Annotated in this window: 15 protein-coding genes; all 15 read left to right on the forward strand. The window is 34.8% G+C overall.

The window, feature by feature from the left end:
• The first annotated feature begins 43 nt into the window (after positions 1-43).
• The 15 genes from BMY66_RS00515 to pglX all read left to right on the forward strand — a co-directional run bounded on the left by BMY66_RS00515 (position 44) and on the right by pglX (position 18,970).
• Positions 44-931 carry a hypothetical protein gene (locus tag BMY66_RS00515; protein ID WP_090393792.1) on the forward strand — a complete coding sequence of 296 codons (888 nt, stop codon included), beginning with the start codon at positions 44-46 and terminating at the stop codon, positions 929-931.
• A 228-nt stretch (positions 932-1,159) separates the two neighbouring features.
• Complete coding sequence (locus tag BMY66_RS00520) at positions 1,160-1,825, forward strand: 3'-5' exonuclease (RefSeq protein WP_090393793.1); 666 nt, start codon at positions 1,160-1,162, stop codon at positions 1,823-1,825.
• Positions 1,826-1,931: 106 nt separating this feature from the next.
• Positions 1,932-3,146 carry a hypothetical protein gene (locus BMY66_RS00525; protein WP_090393794.1) on the forward strand — a complete coding sequence of 405 codons (1,215 nt, stop codon included), beginning with the start codon at positions 1,932-1,934 and terminating at the stop codon, positions 3,144-3,146.
• Positions 3,147-3,160: 14 nt separating this feature from the next.
• On the forward strand, positions 3,161-4,450 hold the full coding sequence (locus BMY66_RS00530) for a zinc ribbon domain-containing protein (protein ID WP_177175545.1): 1,290 nt from the start codon (positions 3,161-3,163) through the stop codon (positions 4,448-4,450).
• Between the two features lie 150 nt (positions 4,451-4,600).
• Positions 4,601-5,428 (forward strand): DUF4230 domain-containing protein, encoded by an 828-nt coding sequence (locus tag BMY66_RS00535; RefSeq protein WP_090393795.1) that lies wholly within the window; start codon positions 4,601-4,603, stop codon positions 5,426-5,428.
• Entirely contained in the window at positions 5,415-6,095 is a 681-nt protein-coding gene (locus BMY66_RS00540; RefSeq protein WP_143064486.1) for a DUF4230 domain-containing protein, read from the forward strand. The genes BMY66_RS00535 and BMY66_RS00540 overlap by 14 nt, the downstream gene beginning before the upstream one ends.
• Positions 6,096-6,361: 266 nt before the next feature.
• A complete protein-coding gene (locus tag BMY66_RS00545; protein WP_090393796.1) occupies positions 6,362-7,351 on the forward strand; it encodes a helix-turn-helix transcriptional regulator in 990 nt (329 codons plus the stop codon).
• An 81-nt stretch (positions 7,352-7,432) separates the two neighbouring features.
• Positions 7,433-7,696, forward strand: coding sequence for a hypothetical protein (locus BMY66_RS00550; RefSeq protein ID WP_090393797.1), 264 nt, complete (start codon positions 7,433-7,435; stop codon positions 7,694-7,696).
• A 163-nt stretch (positions 7,697-7,859) separates the two neighbouring features.
• Positions 7,860-8,111, forward strand: coding sequence for a hypothetical protein (locus tag BMY66_RS00555; RefSeq protein WP_090393798.1), 252 nt, complete (start codon positions 7,860-7,862; stop codon positions 8,109-8,111).
• A gap of 176 nt (positions 8,112-8,287) precedes the next feature.
• A complete protein-coding gene (locus BMY66_RS00560; protein ID WP_090393799.1) occupies positions 8,288-10,297 on the forward strand; it encodes a phospholipase D family protein in 2,010 nt (669 codons plus the stop codon).
• Positions 10,298-10,477: 180 nt separating this feature from the next.
• Positions 10,478-10,693 carry a helix-turn-helix domain-containing protein gene (locus BMY66_RS00565; protein ID WP_004604392.1) on the forward strand — a complete coding sequence of 72 codons (216 nt, stop codon included), beginning with the start codon at positions 10,478-10,480 and terminating at the stop codon, positions 10,691-10,693.
• Positions 10,694-10,696: 3 nt separating this feature from the next.
• Positions 10,697-11,302, forward strand: a complete 606-nt coding sequence (locus tag BMY66_RS00570; protein ID WP_090393800.1) for a DUF1819 family protein — start codon at positions 10,697-10,699, stop codon at positions 11,300-11,302.
• A 24-nt stretch (positions 11,303-11,326) separates the two neighbouring features.
• Positions 11,327-11,884 (forward strand): DUF1788 domain-containing protein, encoded by a 558-nt coding sequence (locus tag BMY66_RS00575; protein WP_090393801.1) that lies wholly within the window; start codon positions 11,327-11,329, stop codon positions 11,882-11,884.
• A gap of 18 nt (positions 11,885-11,902) precedes the next feature.
• Positions 11,903-15,451, forward strand: a complete 3,549-nt coding sequence (gene brxC / locus BMY66_RS00580; protein WP_090393802.1) for a BREX system P-loop protein BrxC — start codon at positions 11,903-11,905, stop codon at positions 15,449-15,451.
• 12 nt (positions 15,452-15,463) lie between these two features.
• Positions 15,464-18,970, forward strand: coding sequence for a BREX-1 system adenine-specific DNA-methyltransferase PglX (gene pglX / locus BMY66_RS00585; RefSeq protein WP_090393803.1), 3,507 nt, complete (start codon positions 15,464-15,466; stop codon positions 18,968-18,970).
• Positions 18,971-18,982: the final 12 nt, after the last annotated feature.

Raw genomic sequence — 18,982 nt, forward strand, 5'->3', positions numbered from 1 at the left:
AAGGTTCTGGCACTATTAAGCGTGGTATTAAAGAGAGTGACGAATGAATATATTATCTACTAAAGAAATAGCTACTGGACTTTGGTTACTAGTGTTATTAATTTTTATATTACTAAACAAAAAAATAAGAAATAGTTTTATACATTTTATAAAAATGATCTTCAGAAGAAAAATAATATTGCTTTGGCTACCATTTTTTCTTTATATTGGGATTATTACATTTTTTATTTCCAGGTTTCCTTTTTGGAAGTCAACATATTTGAAAGATATTATTATATGGTCAATTACCTCGGGGGTTATTGCGTGTTTAAATTCTGCAGATAAGGACGCTGATGATGACTATATAGTTAAGACATTGAAGGAGAATATAAAACCAGTTATTATTATTGGATTTATTAGGAGCATATTTACTTTTAACATAATCATAGAGATACTTATTGTTCCTGTAATTACAATACTAACAATAATGCCTGCCTACACGAAAAAAAGGGCTCCTCAACAAGTAAAGTTTTGGAATAATTTATTGAGTATTGTGGGGTGGTGGATTATATGTGGAACTATTAATGTGGCCATAGATGAAGTTGGACGACTAAATTACCTGGATACATTAATTAGTTTTTTAATTCCATTTGTGTTTTTGATTGCAATTATTCCAATGATGGTATTTTGGTTGTATGTAAGTAAATATGAGCTTTTATTTATTAGAATGGCACAATATGAAAATAATATAGCTATTACAAAAAAAATAAAAAATAGAATAGATGTCTTTAATGTATGTGGATTATCATGTAAACGAATCTTAAGATTCATGAGGGGATTTACATATCTTTCTTGTGTATGTATGACGGAAAAAGAATTTTCGGAAATATTAAATACATATAGAAATGACAGTGAAAATGACTCTTGGTATATGACAAATACTGCTTATTAAAAGATTCTGTAATGGGTAAGGCATATGGTATTTGAAAGTAGAGGACTCTGAGAAATCAGAGCCCTTTTTGTTTATAAGGAGAAGAATAACGTTTGTGAGGTGTGCTTTTTAAAGTACATCTCTTTTTTTATTATAGAATCAGAAAAAGTAATCACAAAAGGGTAGACCTTTTAGGAACAATACCAAACAAGATTGTTAATGAACGATATTTCACAGGAGGAGATTATTATGAAGCACGTAGTTGTAGATTTAGAGATGAATAATGTAGCACAGAATTCTGAGGCACGTTATATTTGCTCGTCAGAGACAATAGAAATTGGCGCAGTAATGCTTGATGATAATCTCACGGAAATATCTTCATTTCGTACTTATGTAAAACCAGAGCATAATGTTCGCATTATGAATAAGATAACAAAGCTCACAGGTATAACCACAGAGATGGTAGAAAATGCACCTGTATTTAACGAAGCTTTAAAAATGTTTATGAATTGGTGTCTTGGAACTGGTGATGAGGTGACAATTTACGCATGGAGCGATAGCGATTTTAACCAGATTTCAAAAGAAATCATTTTAAAGGGATATGAGATTTCTGATGATGAAAAGGATTTACTTGAAAATCCATGGTCTGATTTTCAGCAGGAATTTGATACTAACTTAGGCTTTGAAAGACAAATTTCTTTAAAAATGGCTCTTGATATGGCAGGGGTTGATTTTAGCGGAAGACAGCATGATGCGCTTGATGATGCTAGAAATACTGCAGAGCTTCTTCATATTTTTAAAGATAGCGATTTATTTGAGACTACTCTTAGAAAGATAAATGATATTATGCAACCAAAAGAATTAGGATGCGCACTTGGTGATATGTTCGATTTTTCAGTATTTGCGGTAGCATAAAAGTCAATTTAATTATTAAGATAAAGCCATTAATCAAGGATTTATGATAGAATTAATTTGCGTGTTAAAAATAGTTTACACATAAGCTAAAGGGGGTTAAATAAAATTGGTTATTGAAGGAAGAGGTTCCGCTGAATACGAAAATAATAGGTTTATGATTAATCCTAATATGAGTATTTTAGGAAACATGCTTTTTATCACAGATCAATATATTTCTAGAAAACTGGTAGGCGGGTTTAAGCTTACAGAAATGGCAAATCAGCTTATGAATGAGGGGCGTATTGACGATGAGCTGCTTTATCCATTTGAGGATGTAACCTGGGATACAGTTTTTGGAAATCTTAAATGTTTAGAATTCTATAATTATGGTTCGGATCCGGAATCTGCACGAGGGGTTGAGAACTATATAAATTTCTTAGACTATATTCACAATACAGATACTACTAATTTCATAGATGAAACAAAAACAGACACCTCACAGATGCTTGGATTAATGATGGCTGATGTCTGGGCTAAAGTTAAACAAGGAATACTAGAGCTTCTTGAAAATGATAGTTTTGATAGAAACGAATTAATAGAAAGAGCATTGAAAATTATGATGGATTCTTTCTATAAAACTATTGATGAGTATTTCTCTTCGTCATACTTAAATGAAGCTGAAGGCGAGCATTTATTTATGAATGTTTTTGCTGGAATGCAGGATGTCATTAATGATATGGCCTTTGATGAAAATACTTTGGTTAAGACAACTTATGCTTCTCTAGTTAAGGGTGCAGAAGTACTTATTTGTAATCCAGAATACCTACCATTTGGTGAAAGATTAGCATCTGCATCACGTTATTTTATGGCGGGAAGTAGTTTGCTAGTTAGTGAGAAATTCATGACATCAATGGGTGATTCCTTGGATAAGTTAAGAGAGAAGTATGGGGATAAAATAGTTACTTTATTACCAGCTTTGATTAGCTCAACAATTTGCTGTGCTTGCATTGTTTCGTTGGATCGCAATCCAATGATTCAAGAACTTATTGCTAGGTTCAATGAAGTGCCTACACTTACCTATGAGATCAGGCAGTTAAAAGAATCTGCAGAGCAATTTGAGAGAATTGCGGCAGAACTAGGAAGTTATGATTATGACAAACTAAAGATAGAAATTGATGCCTATAGTGCTATGGCTGAAGATATTTCGGTCATTGATTCGCCTGAGGCACTTAATGATTATCTTATGAAATATTATGAAAAAACGGGAAAGCCAATTCCTTGGGGAAATAGAACAATTGAGGAACATTGGGCTGATCCAAATAGTAGATTAGTATTTGAGTAGGGAGGATATTTGAAATGCCATTACCAGTGATAATGTTAATGGGAGCTGCCGCTGCTGGTACAGCAGGAGCAGCTAATGGAGTTAAGGGTGCGCAAAAAATGTATGAGTCCAATAAGGATAAAAAGATGATTGAGGCTCAGCATGCTGTTAACACTCAGTTTTATGAGAAGACATTTGAAGTTGCAACAAAAGCAATGGACGAACTTGGTGAATTTGAAATTATGATCATGTCAGAATTTCAAGATTTTTCTGATGTCATTGAAAAGATTGAGAACAGACCAAAGTTCGGTGAAATCAAAGACAAGGATTTTAAACTTCCAGAATATAGTGCTGATGAAATCCAAAAAGCTGCAGTAGGGGCTATAGCCTTAGCAAGCGGGATCGGTGGAGCTGCATTAGGAACTTTTGGTGGTTTTGCCGCAGCTGGTGCTACAACAGCTGCTGTTGCTGCTGTTGGAACAGCTTCTACAGGAACAGCTATAGCATCATTGTCAGGTGCTGCAGCGACAAATGCAACATTGGCAGCATTAGGCGGAGGTTCGCTGGCTGCGGGAGGCGGCGGAATAGCTTTAGGCACGACTGTACTTGGGGCAGCTACTCTAGGCGTTGGACTAATGATAGGTGGTGTTATTTTCAATATTTCTGGTAATACTTTGAAGCAGAAGATGGAAGAAGCCAAAGAAAATATTGAAAAAGAAACAACAGAGGTTGATGAGGTATGTTTATATCTTCAGGAGTTATATAGAGCTGCAGAAAACTATAAGAATGCTCTTGCTGTAGTTAAAACAATATATGACAAGCACTTTGCTAGATTACAATATACAGTAGAAGTCGAAGGGACAGTGGATTATCGCAAATTCTCTGACACTGACAAATTGGCATATAAGAATACTGTTCTTTTAGTTGGTATTCTTTATGACATGTTAAAAGCTAAGCTTGTTGAGAAGAAAGATGAGAATTATAACCAGGTAAATCAAGTGTTGCTTAATGATAAACTAGGTGCTGCTCATGATTTCCTTTCATCAGATAAGCTTATCAAAAAAGATATGCTTGGAGTTTTAGAGCATCATGTAGAAGATCAGCTGGTTAATGAGAAGCTTCCAGAAAAAGAAATAGCTGTAGTAGAGGAAAATGAACTTACTAAGAATGTAAGAGACTTATCTGATAAGGTTGGAAAAGGTGTTTCTGAAACGGCAAGCAAAGTGTCAAAACTAATTAAGCCAGGCACTTGTCCTAACTGTGGTTCCAAGTTAGAAAAGGGCGCTAAGTTTTGTAACCACTGTGGAGTGGCAGTTAACAGTTAATAATATATAATATGCAGATTAAAGTCTGCTCTTTTTTCCAGTGCATTAATTAATAAGTAATGAATAAGCATTTGACTGCACTATAGGCGCAGATTTAGGATTTTGTGTATAATGATTTATATGGAAAAATAAATAATGAGAGGATGAAATATGAATAATCAATTCGGGGGAATAGATTGGTGGTGCGATAAATGTGGATCACCATTGAATATTCAAGAGGGGTTTTCAACCACACATAAAAAATGGAAATGTTCAGAGTGTGGACATGTAAATACTATAAGTGAAAAGAATATATATAAAAGCAAAGCAGATTATCATAAGCATATGGGAATCAAAAAGTTAATCAGATTTGTAATTTTTGTATTTATCCTAGTAGCTTTAGTTTATGCCGGGATTTATTATTTCCCAATATTATTGAAACAATCCACAGAACAAACAGCTGAAGTGGTTGAGGAAACTATTATTGGAGAAGAAGGTAAGGTTACAACTATTTCAGAAAATAACCTAACTGATGTAATAAAAACTAGCAAATTGTATACTGCAGCATATCCATACAATGGCTATTGTGCTGTATATAAGGAAGACAGTGATAAAGAAGAAGTCAAATATTATGTTTCATATGAAGGAACAGTAAAAGCTGGAATTGATGTTTCTAAAATAGAAGTTGAGTTGGATGAAGACACAAATACAATTACTATCAAATTACCAGAAGTAACTGTAGAGAAACCAACTATAGATGCTGGTACGATGGAATATATATTTGTAAAAAAGAAATATAATACAGAGACTGTAGCACAAGAGGCATATAAGAAAGCGCTCGAGGACTTAGAGCAGAAAGTTAATAATGATGACAATATTATTATTTCAGCAACAGAATCTGCCAAAGCTGCTGAAAAAGCCCTTGTTGAACCATGGGTTAATCAAGTAAGTAGTGAAGAACAATATACTGTGAAGGTGGTGGGTTATGGTGAAGAATAGGATATTGCATTGCTTTGTAATAATGATGTTAATAACGTTGCAGTTTACAGGATGTGCATTTCAATTTAATACAAATGAAAATAGTGATGAAGCTAGTGTGGTAACAGAAAGTGACATAGCCGATGAACAAGTGGAAGCAGAAAAGCAAACAGATTTATCTGAAGAGCAGACAACACCACAGGTAGATCAAATAAAAAACATCTGTGAGTTAGCCACTTTAAGATGCTATTATCATAATGTTGCAAAATCACAAAAAAGTGCCGGCAAAGGTTTTTCTCATTTCGGTGAAAAAGATAGAACATTTTGGATTGAATATACTGGCGAGGTAGAAATCTCATTTGATACTTCAAAATTAGAAATATCACAAGATGGAACTAATATTACTTTGAAACTCCCGGAACCAATTATTAGTTGTTCAGTAGATGAGACATCATGGAATGAGGATTCTTATGTTATTTCTGATGACAATTTTGTTCAAAAGAATCCAATTACGGCAAGTGATCAAACAAATGCAATAAATGAAGCTCAAGAATCGATGAAACAAGATGTTATTAACAGGTCAACGTTAGTACACACTGCTGAGCTACAAGCAAAAAGTCTTATTGAAAATTATATAAATCAAATAGGCGATACTACAGGTACAGAGTATACTATTACCTGGGAATAGTAAAAAACAAAACTCCTTACTCAATGAGTAAGGAGTTTTACGTTGGAAAAAGGCCTATTAAAATCCGTGTATTATAGATGCTGCCGGAACGCAGTTCTCTTGGAAAGATTGCTAATTATGATTTCGTTGATTTTTTGTGTCTTATGTATTTATAGGTTCTACAAGATAATATGAAGTCTAGGATTGTAGAAGAATAAAACCTAGACCAATTTATCACCCTCTATGCTATACTTGACGTATATCTAATATAGCCGGAGGGGATTTTTATGTCTAAGGGTTTAAATCAAAAACTTAAGTTAAGCATGCTTTGTAAAATCATGCAGGAGGAGACGGATGATGAACATAGCCTTACACTGCAGCAAATAATCAAGAAGTTAGAGGCTTACGATATCACTGCGGAGCGAAAGAGTCTTTATGATGATTTCAAATGCATGGATGAAAATCTTGATGTTGAAGTTATCAAAGAGCAGATTGGCCGTGAGACCTTCTATCACGTTGGTTCACGTCAGTTTCAGCTTGCGGAGGTAAAGTTGCTAATAGATGCTATTCAATCTTCAAAGTTTATTTCCCAAAACAAATCAAAAGAATTAATAAAGAAGATGAAAGGCTTTGTTAGCAAATATCAGGCAGATAAGCTGCAACGCCAGGTATATGTAAATGATCGTATTAAGTCCATGAACGAAAGTACCTATTACGCAGTGGATGATATTCATACTGCCATAGCGGAGAATAAGAAAGTCACTTTTCAGTATTGTTCTTGGACAGTAGAAAAGAACCTTGAGCCTAGAAAAAATGGTGAGCTTTATAAGGTCAGTCCATGGGCACTTACCTGGGCTGATGAGAACTATTACTTGGTGGCCTATGATAGTGAGGCTGGTAAGGTTAAACATTACCGTGTGGACAAGATGCTACATCTCAACAAGATAGATGAGCTGCGTGAAGGTAAAGAGTTCTTCAATAATTTTGATATGGGTACATATGCTTTAGAAAACTTTTCCATGTTTGGTGGAGAAATCAAGCGTGTTCATATTGAGTTTCCTAATGATAAGGTAGGAATATTCATTGATCGCTTTGGTAAGGATATTGCTATTAGAGAGGCGGGACAAGACAGAAGTATGATAGCTGTAGATGTAGCTATTAGTTCTCAGTTCTTTGGCTGGATATTTGGATTAGGCAGTGATGTAAAGGTTACTGGTCCAGAAGCAGTTGTTGAAAAAATGCATGCTGAAGCGGAAGCTTTTCTTTCTAACTACTAATCATCATATACAGATTGTTCATGGATTATTAATGGTTTAAACACAACTTCATGGTACTATCTCGCGAATGGAGGTACATGAATGGATAGAATAGTATGTAGCCGAGAGGATTTATTTGCAGCTGGAAATCATTTTGCTTTGATGCAAATGGTTGCTATGGATTGTATGGAGGAATCTATTTTAGATGACTTAATATGTGTAATGATGGACAAGCTCTATGATTGTTTAACAGAAAATCAACAAGAATTGGTCGATATAATGATAGATGAACAAGAGCGTAGGATGAATGCGGGAATAGTTGATGACATTAAAAGAAATGGATTTGACTTTAAGTTTGAAGCCTAAAATATAGTTTTGATTTAAAAGCAGCGATGAGCTGCTTTTTTGTGTTTTTTACATGAGTTTATTGAGAAAAGTCAGTAAAATAGCGGGATTGAGCTGTCCGATAAACCGCGGCATGCTTTGATATAGTGATATTAGTAAGATACAAGGATTATGAGGTTTAACTATGGAGAAAAAAGATTTTGCTGAATTTATAAATAGACAAAACTGGATATTTGCAAAAACTTACGCTGATCGAGAACATATTTATTACTACTATAAAGGACATTATTACTGGACGATGGACAATCCAGTAGAGGAGACGATTATCTTGAATAGATGCAATTATAAGCTATACGAAATGTGTTATAGCGGAATAGGGGGGAAGGATGTTTATGAGAAAACTTATTTATTGGTTACAGAAAAAGAAAAGGATTGAAAAGAGAAGTTGTGGGCAGTGTTGTATGAAATGTCCCCATTTTAACGAATGCTTTTATGATGGGGATTTTTGATATATTTAGTACGATAAAACGGACAATATTAAAAAGAAAAGTGTATAATTAGAATTATTAGTAAAACGAATTGTAGTTCTTACAGAAAGGAAAGGATTATTAAATGGACCAGATGACTCTATTTGATTTTGCTCCAGAAGAGATGGAAGCAGCTGAGGACGGAAAATTAAAGATAGTTAAAGCAGAGTTTAAAGAAGTTGTCAGTCAAGATTGGAGTGAACTATTCGATGGTTTTGATGAATTATATGGCATTACTTTTTCTTCAGGAATACAGTTTATGGAAAAAGTACTAGATAAGTTTGAGTATGCAGAGATGATTTTTGGCTGCGAGAATATTTTAAGTAGCGATATGGCAGCTATTATTTCTATGCAATTGAAAACAGTTGAATTATTAGTCAAAAGTAAGATTGCCAAAAGATTGGCCGAGAGAATTGAGAGTGAGTCACTGGATATAAGAGTGTCTAGAGATACTATGTCTCATGAGAAAATATTTATTCTTAAGGCAAAAGATGGACGCACAAGAGTAATTACAGGTTCTGCGAATTTATCAGCTTCAGCTTTTTTGAATAGGCAGCGAGAGGATATAGTATGCTTTGATGACAAAGAAGCATTTGATTATTACAAGGATAGATTTGATTCGTTTAGAGATATTTGTTCTGATGAGGTAAGTGATAAAGTTATTGCTGCTGTTTTGGATGACGATGATTATGTTCGTGAAAACGTAGAAGATGTGCCTATAATCAGAACTGTGGAACAGAATCAAATGGTTATTCTTGAACCATCTTCACCAGTAGAAGAAATTGAAATTGTTGCGGATATAAAAGGTTTGGAAGCAGAGATTAAGCCATTACTTCCAAAACAAAAAGAAGAAAATGGAAAAGTGTTATTTACTGGGGAACACACTAGAGGTTTTAAGAGAAAATATAAAGATCAAGTACAGAAAAATGTAACAAAAAAGAAAATGTTACCAAAGCTCCATGTTGATTATGAATTTAAGAAACTATTGTTTAATGGTAAAGAACTAAATTTGAATCCTAGTTCAGATGCTATAAAGAGAGATATAGTTGCATTAACAAGCTATATTGGAAGTCTTTCAGATTTCTATGGCGATACTGACCTTGCAAAGCAAAACTATTTTAAGTTTCTCAATTGGTTCTTCTGTAGTCCTTTTATGCCATATTTGAGGTATATAGGTAATAAATATAACTATCCAACAACATCATTCCCAGTATTTGGAATTTTGTATGGTGACTCAAATGGCGGAAAGACGACTTTTACAAAGTTGCTTTCAAAAATGCTTTGTGGTCAGAAGATACCTGTTAATTCTAACGGTGATTTTACAGCAACGAATATTAGCGATTTGAAACGTGCTTGTGAAGGTCTGCCAATTATAATTGATGATTTATCAAAGAATCAATATGACACACATTATGAGAAAGTATTTAAGGATGATACTTGGGGGCTTAGGGAACATTTTATAAACTATCCATCAATTGTTATTTCCACAAATAAATTAGCTGCATTAAAACCGGATATATCTAAGCGTGTAGTTACTTGTAGAATAGATATTCAGATAGAAAAAGAAGCTGGTACTTACAATGGAAAGAAGATAAATGAGTCTCTTAGACAAATGAGCAATGCATTTTACTGTGAGTACGTAAGGAGAATGTTTGAAGTCATCGATGATATGGTTGCAAGCATGACAGAAGATGATGAGAACTATTTTCCTGATATTTTCCTTGAGTCATCAAAAGTTATTTCAGAGATAATTCATGAATACAATGATGAGATTCCAGAATATGTATCTGAATTGAAATATGCTGATTACTTTGGTGATCTTGCCATTGGTAGAGGTGCCATAGATAAAATTAAAACCGCATGGAATACAGAACCAAAGCAATTCAAGATTGATGAAAAAAAGAATCAATTGACATATTCATATCCTGACGGTGGAAGATACTATGAATTACAGTATATTCATCAGGAATTGCCACCTGTATTGGAGGCTAAGCTCGTATCTAAAAGTATTGTAATGAAACTAGATGCTGCGAGAGATGTTTTTGGAGAAGGCTTTAAGAAGAATATTTTTGATAAATTTATGTCATTGTCATAACGGAATTTAAAAATTCACTTTACGTTAAATTTTCACTTTACGTTATGCACGTAATCTTTATAAACTCGAAGATTTTCTCGATGTTCTAATTGTTTATTCTTTATGTTCATAGTATACTATCTTTATGTGGGTATAATACTACAAGAAGCGTATGTACATAGCGAATAGAGAGGTTGGTATATGGCTATTTCTTACAACGGATTATGGAAATTATTAATCGACAACAACATGAACAAAACAGATTTGATGAACGAAGTTAAGCTTAGCAGTGGCACTATTGCCAAAATGAGTAAAGGTGAACCAGTTTCAATGCTGGTATTAGAAAAAATCTGCGATAAGCTCGATTGTGATTTCGGTGATTTAGTTCATTACGAAAAAAAAGAAAAAGAGGATTAGAGCTTGGGAGATTATAAAGGTAATGGCGGACTGACAAGAGAACAGTTTCTTTATCATGAGACAAAAACAGTCGCAAGGTTAATGACAGATGAGTCTCTTCCTGATGAAGAGATTGTAAAACGAGTTGTCGAAGAAAACTTGTTTCAGTTCCCAACTGAGAGAACAATTAAAAATATAGTAAATGTATGTCTAAAACGATTACATGGATTAGATGATATGGCACTAGTTGAAGTCATAGCACATAGTCCAATGGAAGTATCAAAGCAGGCATGCCTTTATGCCATGATGAAGCAATACAGACTTGTTTGGGATTTCATGATTACGGTGATTGGCGCTAAGTTTAGAGAGCAGGATTTATCATATAGCAGGGTGGATTTGAATGTTTTCTTTATGCGCTTACAGGAACAGGATGACGAAGTTGCTTCGTGGAGTGATGCGACTGTAAATAAGATTAAGCAAGTGCTTAATAAGATTCTCATAGAGAATGAATACATTGATGGACCAAGAGCGACCAAGCTTAATCCAGTTATGATTTGCTCTGAAGTTGATAATGCGATAAGAGCCGATGGTAATGATGTGGCTTTGCCAGCATTCAATTGTTTTTACTAAATAAAGAGTCTAGGAGATTGATATATGAGCGATATTTTAGAACGCCTGGATAAACTAAAAACAAGAATTCAGGAAGAAGATTTTCTTAAAGGAAATGGACTAAGCAATGAGGTGAATATTCATATATTTTGCTATGATCCTGCAGATGAGATGGCAGTTAGATATTTTACAGAGCAGCTTGTAGCTGATCAAGATCTGGCGTGCCACGTAATAGAGAAAAATCTTTATAGAGCATTTTTAGAGATTTGTGATGACAAGCGTATCACAAAAGGCGCTACATCTATGGAAGAGAAGAAAGGCAAAGAGTATCTGAAAGATCAGATTCTCAGATTTGCAAATAATAAAGCTTTCGTTGAAAAGATTAAACCAGAAGAGCAGAGGGATGGAGATGTACTTCTTATTACAGGAGTCGGGGAAGTATTTCCATTCACAAGAGTTCATGCGCTTCTTGAAGCAATACAACCGGAAGTAACAAACATTCCAATCTTGGTTATGTATCCTGGTAGTTTCAATGGAAGACAGCTTAGACTTTTTGATAAGTTAGAGCCTAATGGATATTATAGAGCGTTTAATGCAATTTAACTTGGAGGGTTATATAGAATGAAGATTCAGCAGATGTTTAAGGACGACATTGATAGAAAGATTAATGGTGTCGTCAAAGTAGATCAAGATGCCAAAGAAGTATTGGTGCAGGAATTGAATGAATATGTTATCACAAAAGAATTGAAGAAGCATTTTATTTCATTCTTCAATAATTATGGTGATGCATTTAACGATAAAACAGCAGACATCGGTGTATGGATTTCTGGTTTCTTTGGAAGTGGTAAATCTCATTTCTTGAAGATTCTTTCATACATCTTAGAGAATAAAGAAGTAGATGGTATTAGAACTGTAGAGCGATTCCGCAGTAAGTTTGAAGATGATCCAGCTACATTTATGCTCATTGACCGAGCAACTAAAGGGGAAACAGATACAATCCTTTTCAATATTGATATTGAGGGGTCTATCAATAAAGATGCTACAGCAGTACTTCGAGTATTTGCAAAGATGTTTTATAACTACCTTGGATTCTATGGTGAGGATCTTAAGGTTGCTAAGCTTGAACAGTTTATTGATAAACAGGGTAAAACAGAGGAATTCAGAAGAGTATTTGAAGAAAAGAATGGACAGCCTTGGCTTGAAACAAGAGATGCATTTGCATTCTTTGAGGATGATATTGTTGAGACATTACAGCAAGTACTTGGCATGAGCGAAGAGGCAGCTCATAACTGGTTCAATGGTACAGAGACTGTTGAAATGAGTATTGCACAGTTTGTATCAGAGATAAAAGCTTATGTAAGCACTAAACCAGATAATTTCAGATTGTTATTTATGGCAGATGAGGTTGGTCAGTACACAGCTACCAATATAGATCATCTTACAAATTTACAGTCACTTGTAGAAAAAATCGGTAGTGAGTGCGAAGGAAAAGTGTGGGTTGTTTGTACTGGCCAGGAAGCACTTGATGAGATCATTAAGACTCGTCAGGATGAGTTCTCACGTATTCAGGCAAGATTTAAGACAAGACTTTCTCTTTCATCTGCATCTGCAGATGAGGTTATTCAAAAGAGAATTTTGTCTAAGACAGATGAAGCTGACAAGAGACTTACAGAAGTATTTGAATCAAGTGATTCTGTACTTAGAAACTTACTTAAGTTCAATAAGGATGATGCACTCTTAGATATCAGAGGATATGAGACAGCCCAGGATTTCTCTAAGAATTTCCCATTTGTTCCATATCAGTTTATTTTGATGCAGAAGGTATTCTCTGAGATTCGTAAGCATGGTAACGCTGGTAAGCACTTATCCGGTGGTGAGAGATCTATGCTTTCAGGATTTCAGGAAGCTGCACAGAAAATTGAAAATAAAGATGAATACAGCATTGCTCCATTCTATCTTTTCTACGACACTGTTCATACATTTTTGGACGGTGCTATTCGTCGTGTTATCGAAAGATGTCAGACAGCGGCTGATGAAGACAGAGGTATCAAACCGCAGGATGTTGATGTATTAAAACTCCTTTATTTGATTCGTTATCTGGACAATGATGTGAAGTCAACTTTGGATTCTATCGTTATCCTTATGGCTGATAATATCAACATGGATAAGATTCAGATGCGTGAGCAGGTTCGAGAATCTTTAGATAGACTTCTTAGCCAGAACTACATTGGTAGAACTGGTAATACATATAACTTCCTTACTGATGAAGAGCAGGATATCGCAAGAGAAATTAAAGATACATCAGTAGATACTGCTCAGATTATCGAAAGAATTGGTCATCTAGTATTTGGCGATATTTACGATAAGAAGAAGTATCGTTATAAGATCTATGACTTCCCATATGACCAGTATGTGGATGGTCAGGCAAATGGATCTGTTACTGGAGGAATGAAGTTACAGATTTATTCTATCGCAACAGATGATACTGAAAAGAATGAGCTTAGATTACAAACAAACTCTAAGGGACAGGCAATCGTTGTTCTTGGAGATGGTAAATATTATGAGCTTATTGAGAATGCTCTGAAGATTAGAAAGTATGTAAAGACAAGAAATGTAGCCCAGCTTCCTAAGTCTGTTCAGGATATTATTCGTAATCAGCAGGATGAGGCCACAAAGTATGAAAATGATGCTCTTGATGCAATCAAGAAGGCTATCGAGACAGCTGCATTTTATGTAGATGGCGAGCATGTTGATATCAAAAGTGGAGATGCAAAGAGTAAGTTAGATCAAGCTCTTGAGTATCTTGTTACTCATGTATATTCTGAGCTTGAACTTGTAGGAAAGAATGCAAATTCGGACGCGGATATTATTAATGTATTAACTGGTCAGGAGACTTCGTTTGCCGGATATCATGAAAATAGTGGTGCTGCACAGAAAATAGAAGAATATCTTGAAATGCAGGAGAGAAAAACTATAAAAACTAAAATGTCAGATATTCAGGAAAGATATCAAAAGCTTCCTTATGGTTGGAGAGAGATTGATATTGCCGCTGTAGTTGCGCTTCTTATTTTTGAACAAAAGGTAACTATTAAATACAGTGGAATGACAATTCAGCCTACTGATCCTAGACTTCCGGATATGCTTCGTAAGAAGAGTGAAGTAGGAAAGACAGAAATTACAAAACGTCATGTTGTAAGTCCTGCAAAGGTTAAAGAAGTAAGAGATTTCTTAAGAGACTTCCTTGATGTAATGGACGTACCTGCAGATGAAGATGGTCTTATTGCATTTATCATTACTGAGTTTGAAAAACTGGAAGATCATTACAATGAACTTAGTGCAAAATATGAAGGACATAAGTACCCTGATCATTCAGCAGTTCGAGATGCTGTAAGAGTTGTAAGAGATGTTCTTTCTCAGAAGAGTGACAACATTGCACTCATAGATAAAGTAGTAGCAAGTGAGGATACACTCTATGATATGCAGGATCACCTGAAGAATGTTGAGAGCTTCTTTAAAACCCAGGTTTCGGTATTTGATAATGCAGCAAACTTTGTAGAGAGCCTCAAGAATGATTTAGATTATATCAGTCATGATCAGGAAGCAGAGCATGCGCTTAATCAGATGAGACTTATTACGCATGTAATAGATGGAAAAGCATATGACTATAAGCGTATACCAGAACTGAATGAGTTGCAGAGTATTGTAGAAAAGTCTCATGATGCAATGCTTGATGAAAAGAGAGCAAATCTTCTTGAAATAGTTCGTTCGTGCTTAGAGGTTATTCATGAGAATGCTTTTGCAAATGAAGAAACAAAGCTCATTTCAGAAAGAGCAGATAAGTTCTTTGATCAGAAGAAAGAACAGATTGCTGCTGAAAAGAGTTTGGCGCTTCTTGATGGTATGTCAGTACCGATGTGGGCAGAAAAAGACAGAGCGACTATGGCAATTGAGTCTGCTATGAGGCCAAAGCCAGTTCCTGTAGTGAAACCGGAAGATGCTAGTGAAGAAAAGCCTCCTGTAAAGAAGGAAATCATTAAGAAGATTGCAAGACAACAGATGTTCCCTGCAAAGGTGCTTAAATCGGATGAGGATATTGACGCATATGTAGAAAATATCCGTAAGCAGATGAAACAGTACTTACAGGGAAGTGATGGAATACAAATTAATTAAGGAGAAGGTAGCATGGATAAGAATGCGATTAAGAAATATGCAGTATGGGCTAGAGAAGAGCTGATTGAAAAAGTTACAGCTCGTGCTGTTAAGTATGAAATCGTGAAGGATAAGGAACTTAATCCTTCTCTAGATAGTATAAATGGAGAAGTGCTATCTGAATCTGAGAAAAATGAGCGTAAGGCTCTTATAAAGAAGATTAATGAAGATGGATATGATCAAGTTATGGAAGAGGTTGCATACACTTGGTTTAATAGATTCATCGCTATTAGATTTATGGAGGTTAATGGTTACTTGCCTAGTCATATTAGAGTTTTTTCTAATGAAAATGGCGAGTTTAGGCCTCAAATTTTGTCCGAAGCAATTCATTTGGAAATGCCTGGACTAGATATGGAGAAGGTTCTTGCTTATAAAGAGGATTCAAATGAGGATGAACTTTTTAAGTACCTTCTTAAGGTTCAGTGTAATGCATTAAATGAAATTCTTCCTCAGATGTTTCAGAAACTTGAGGATTACACAGAATTGCTTTTGCCTGACTATTTGCTTCGCGAAGGAAGCGTTATAGAAACACTGGTTAATGATATTCCGGAAGATAATTTTGACATTAGTTCAGATAATGGACAGATAGAAATTATTGGTTGGATGTATCAGTACTATATTTCAGCAAAGCACGAAGAGGTAGTAGACCCTCTTCATGGAAAGGTTGTAAAAAAGGAAGAAGTTCCAGCTGCAACACAGCTATTTACAACAGATTGGGTTGTAAGATATCTCATTGATAATTCGGTGGGAAGATATTGGATTGAGAGAAATCCTGAAAGTCAGCTTGCAAAGGAACTGACTTATTTCGTGACTCCAAAAGATGGTCAGATTAAATATGTTGATGAGAAAATTGCTCCGCAGGATGTAACAGTATTTGATCCATGTGTAGGCTCTGGACACTTTCTAGTATACGCTTTTGAAGTGCTTATGAAGATATATGTTGAATATGGGTTTTCAGAACGTGATGCAGCAAGTGAAATTATAAAGAACAATATCTATGGACTTGATATAGATGGCAGAGCTACTCAGCTTGCATACTTCGCTGTTATGATGAAAGCTCGTCAGTATGATAGAAGATTCTTTACACGTGGAATTCAGCCACAGATATACGAGATTATGGAAAGCAACAATGCTGATAAATCTAGCATTGACTATTTTTGTGGCCATGATGCGGTTATTAAGAATGATGTAGAAGTTTTATTAGATACATTAAAAGATGCGAAAGAGTATGGATCGATTCTCCAGATGCCTGAAGTAGATTTTGAAAAAATTTATGAAAGATTTGCGCAGGTGGCTGATGAGATAAGTATGTATAATACATATCTTCTAGGTGCGTTTAAATCGATTATTAATTCAGCATATTTAATGAGTAAGAGGTATGCAGTTGTAGCTACCAATCCACCGTATTTGAATAAATATGATTCAAAACTAAAACAATATGTGACATCAAACTATAAAGACTATTCAAGCGATTTATTTAGTATTTTTATTTATAGAAATTTTGATTTCTGTAAAAAAGGCGCATATTCAGCCTTGATGACACCGTTTGTATGGATGTTCATTAAAACATATGAAAAATTAAGAAATTACATAATTACAAATAAAGATATAGTTTCACTAATACAGATGGAGTATTCTGCTTTTGAGGAAGCTACAGTGCCAATTTGTGCTTTTGTTCTGGCAAACCAGCATAAAGGTCAAAATGGTATCTATTTCAAGTTGTCTGATTTTAGAGGAGGAATGGAAGTACAAAAGGAAAAGGTGCTAGAAGCATTAAAGAGCGATAATTGCGCATATGTATATGAGGCTGATGAGAGAAATTTTACTAAGATTCCGAATTCACCATTAGCGTATTCAGTGTCAGGAAAATTGTTAGATGTTTTTTCTAATGCAAAAAGCATAGCGGATTATGGTTCTACCCGAGAAGGAATGGCAACTGGAAGCAATGACTTATTCATGCGTTATTGGTATGAAGTTTCTTTTGATAAATTTTCTTTTTTGTGTAAGAACCGTGAAGAAGCAAAAAAATCAGGAAAAAAATGGTTTCCTTATAACAAAGGGGGAGATTTTAGAAAGTGGTATGGTAATGATGAATATGTGGTGAACTGGGAAAAAGATGGTTTTGAAATTATGAATTTTAAGGATGAAAAGTCTGGTAGAATTCGCTCACATAACTATAATTTGGATTACATATTCAGAAAAGGAATTACTTGGACAGCGTTAAGTTCAGGGAATTTTGGATGTAGATACTCAGAAGAAGGAAAATTGGCTGATTCTAAAGGATCAATGTTATATTTAGCTGGAGATAAAAATGTCATGTATTTTTTAGGGCTTATGAATAGTGCTGTATCCAGTTATATTATGGGAGTTACATCTCAGACACTTGATTTTAAACCTGGAAGAGTTGCTGAAATCCCTGTACTTCAAGATAGAATTGACGAAGTGGAAGAGTTAGTTAAGACTACAGTTGAGTTATCTAAAGATGATTGGGATTCATATGAGACGTCTTGGAATTTTGAAGCACATCCTCTTGTAAGACTTATGTCATTCCCAAAAGAAGAACGTGAGTTGGATGCAAAGCACCATATAGTTGATATGAACTATATAAAAGAGGCATTTACTAATTGGAGTAATGAGTGTTATCTTCGTTTCCAAAAATTAAAGGAAAATGAAGAAAAACTAAATCGTATTTTTATTGAGATTTATGGATTACAAGAGGAGCTAACAGCAGAAGTTGAAGAAAAGAATGTCACTGTACGAAAGGCTGATTTGCAGCGAGATATACGTAGCTTTATGTCATACGCAGTAGGGTGTATGTTTGGACGTTATTCTCTTGATTTCCCAGGACTTGCTTACGCAGGAGGGGAATGGGATGCTACTAAATATACCACTTTCAAGCCTGATGAAGATGCAATAATTCCTATTTGTGATGATGAATATTTTGATGACGATATTGTTGGTAGATTTATTAAATTTGTAGAGATTGTTTACGGAAAACAGACACTAGAAGAGAACTTGCAGTTTATAGCTGATGCATTAGGTGGTAAAGGCTCGTCAAGAGAAGTAATCCGTAACTATTTTGTAAATGATTTTTATGCTGATCATGTGAAGATATATCAAAAGAAGCCGATTTATTGGCTATTCGACTCGGGTAAGAAAAATGGTTTTAAGTGTTTGATTTATATGCATCGTTATCAGTCAGACACTATTGCGCGTATTCGAACTGATTATGTTCATGAACAACAGGCACGCTACAGAACAGCTATAGAAGAGATTACTAACAGAATCGAGAGTGCGTCCGGATCTGATAAAGTTAAGCTTACTAAGAAGCTAAATACACTTAAGTCTCAGAATGATGAGATTCATGCATATGAAGAGAAAATACATCATTTGGCTGATCAGATGATTAGCATAGATCTTGATGATGGTATAAAGGTTAATTATGCAAAATTTCAAGATGTGCTTGCAAAAATAAAGTAAGGAGTTGTAGGT

Origin of the sequence: Pseudobutyrivibrio sp. C4 (assembly GCF_900111635.1) — a bacterium.
GTDB lineage: Bacteria > Bacillota > Clostridia > Lachnospirales > Lachnospiraceae > Pseudobutyrivibrio > Pseudobutyrivibrio ruminis.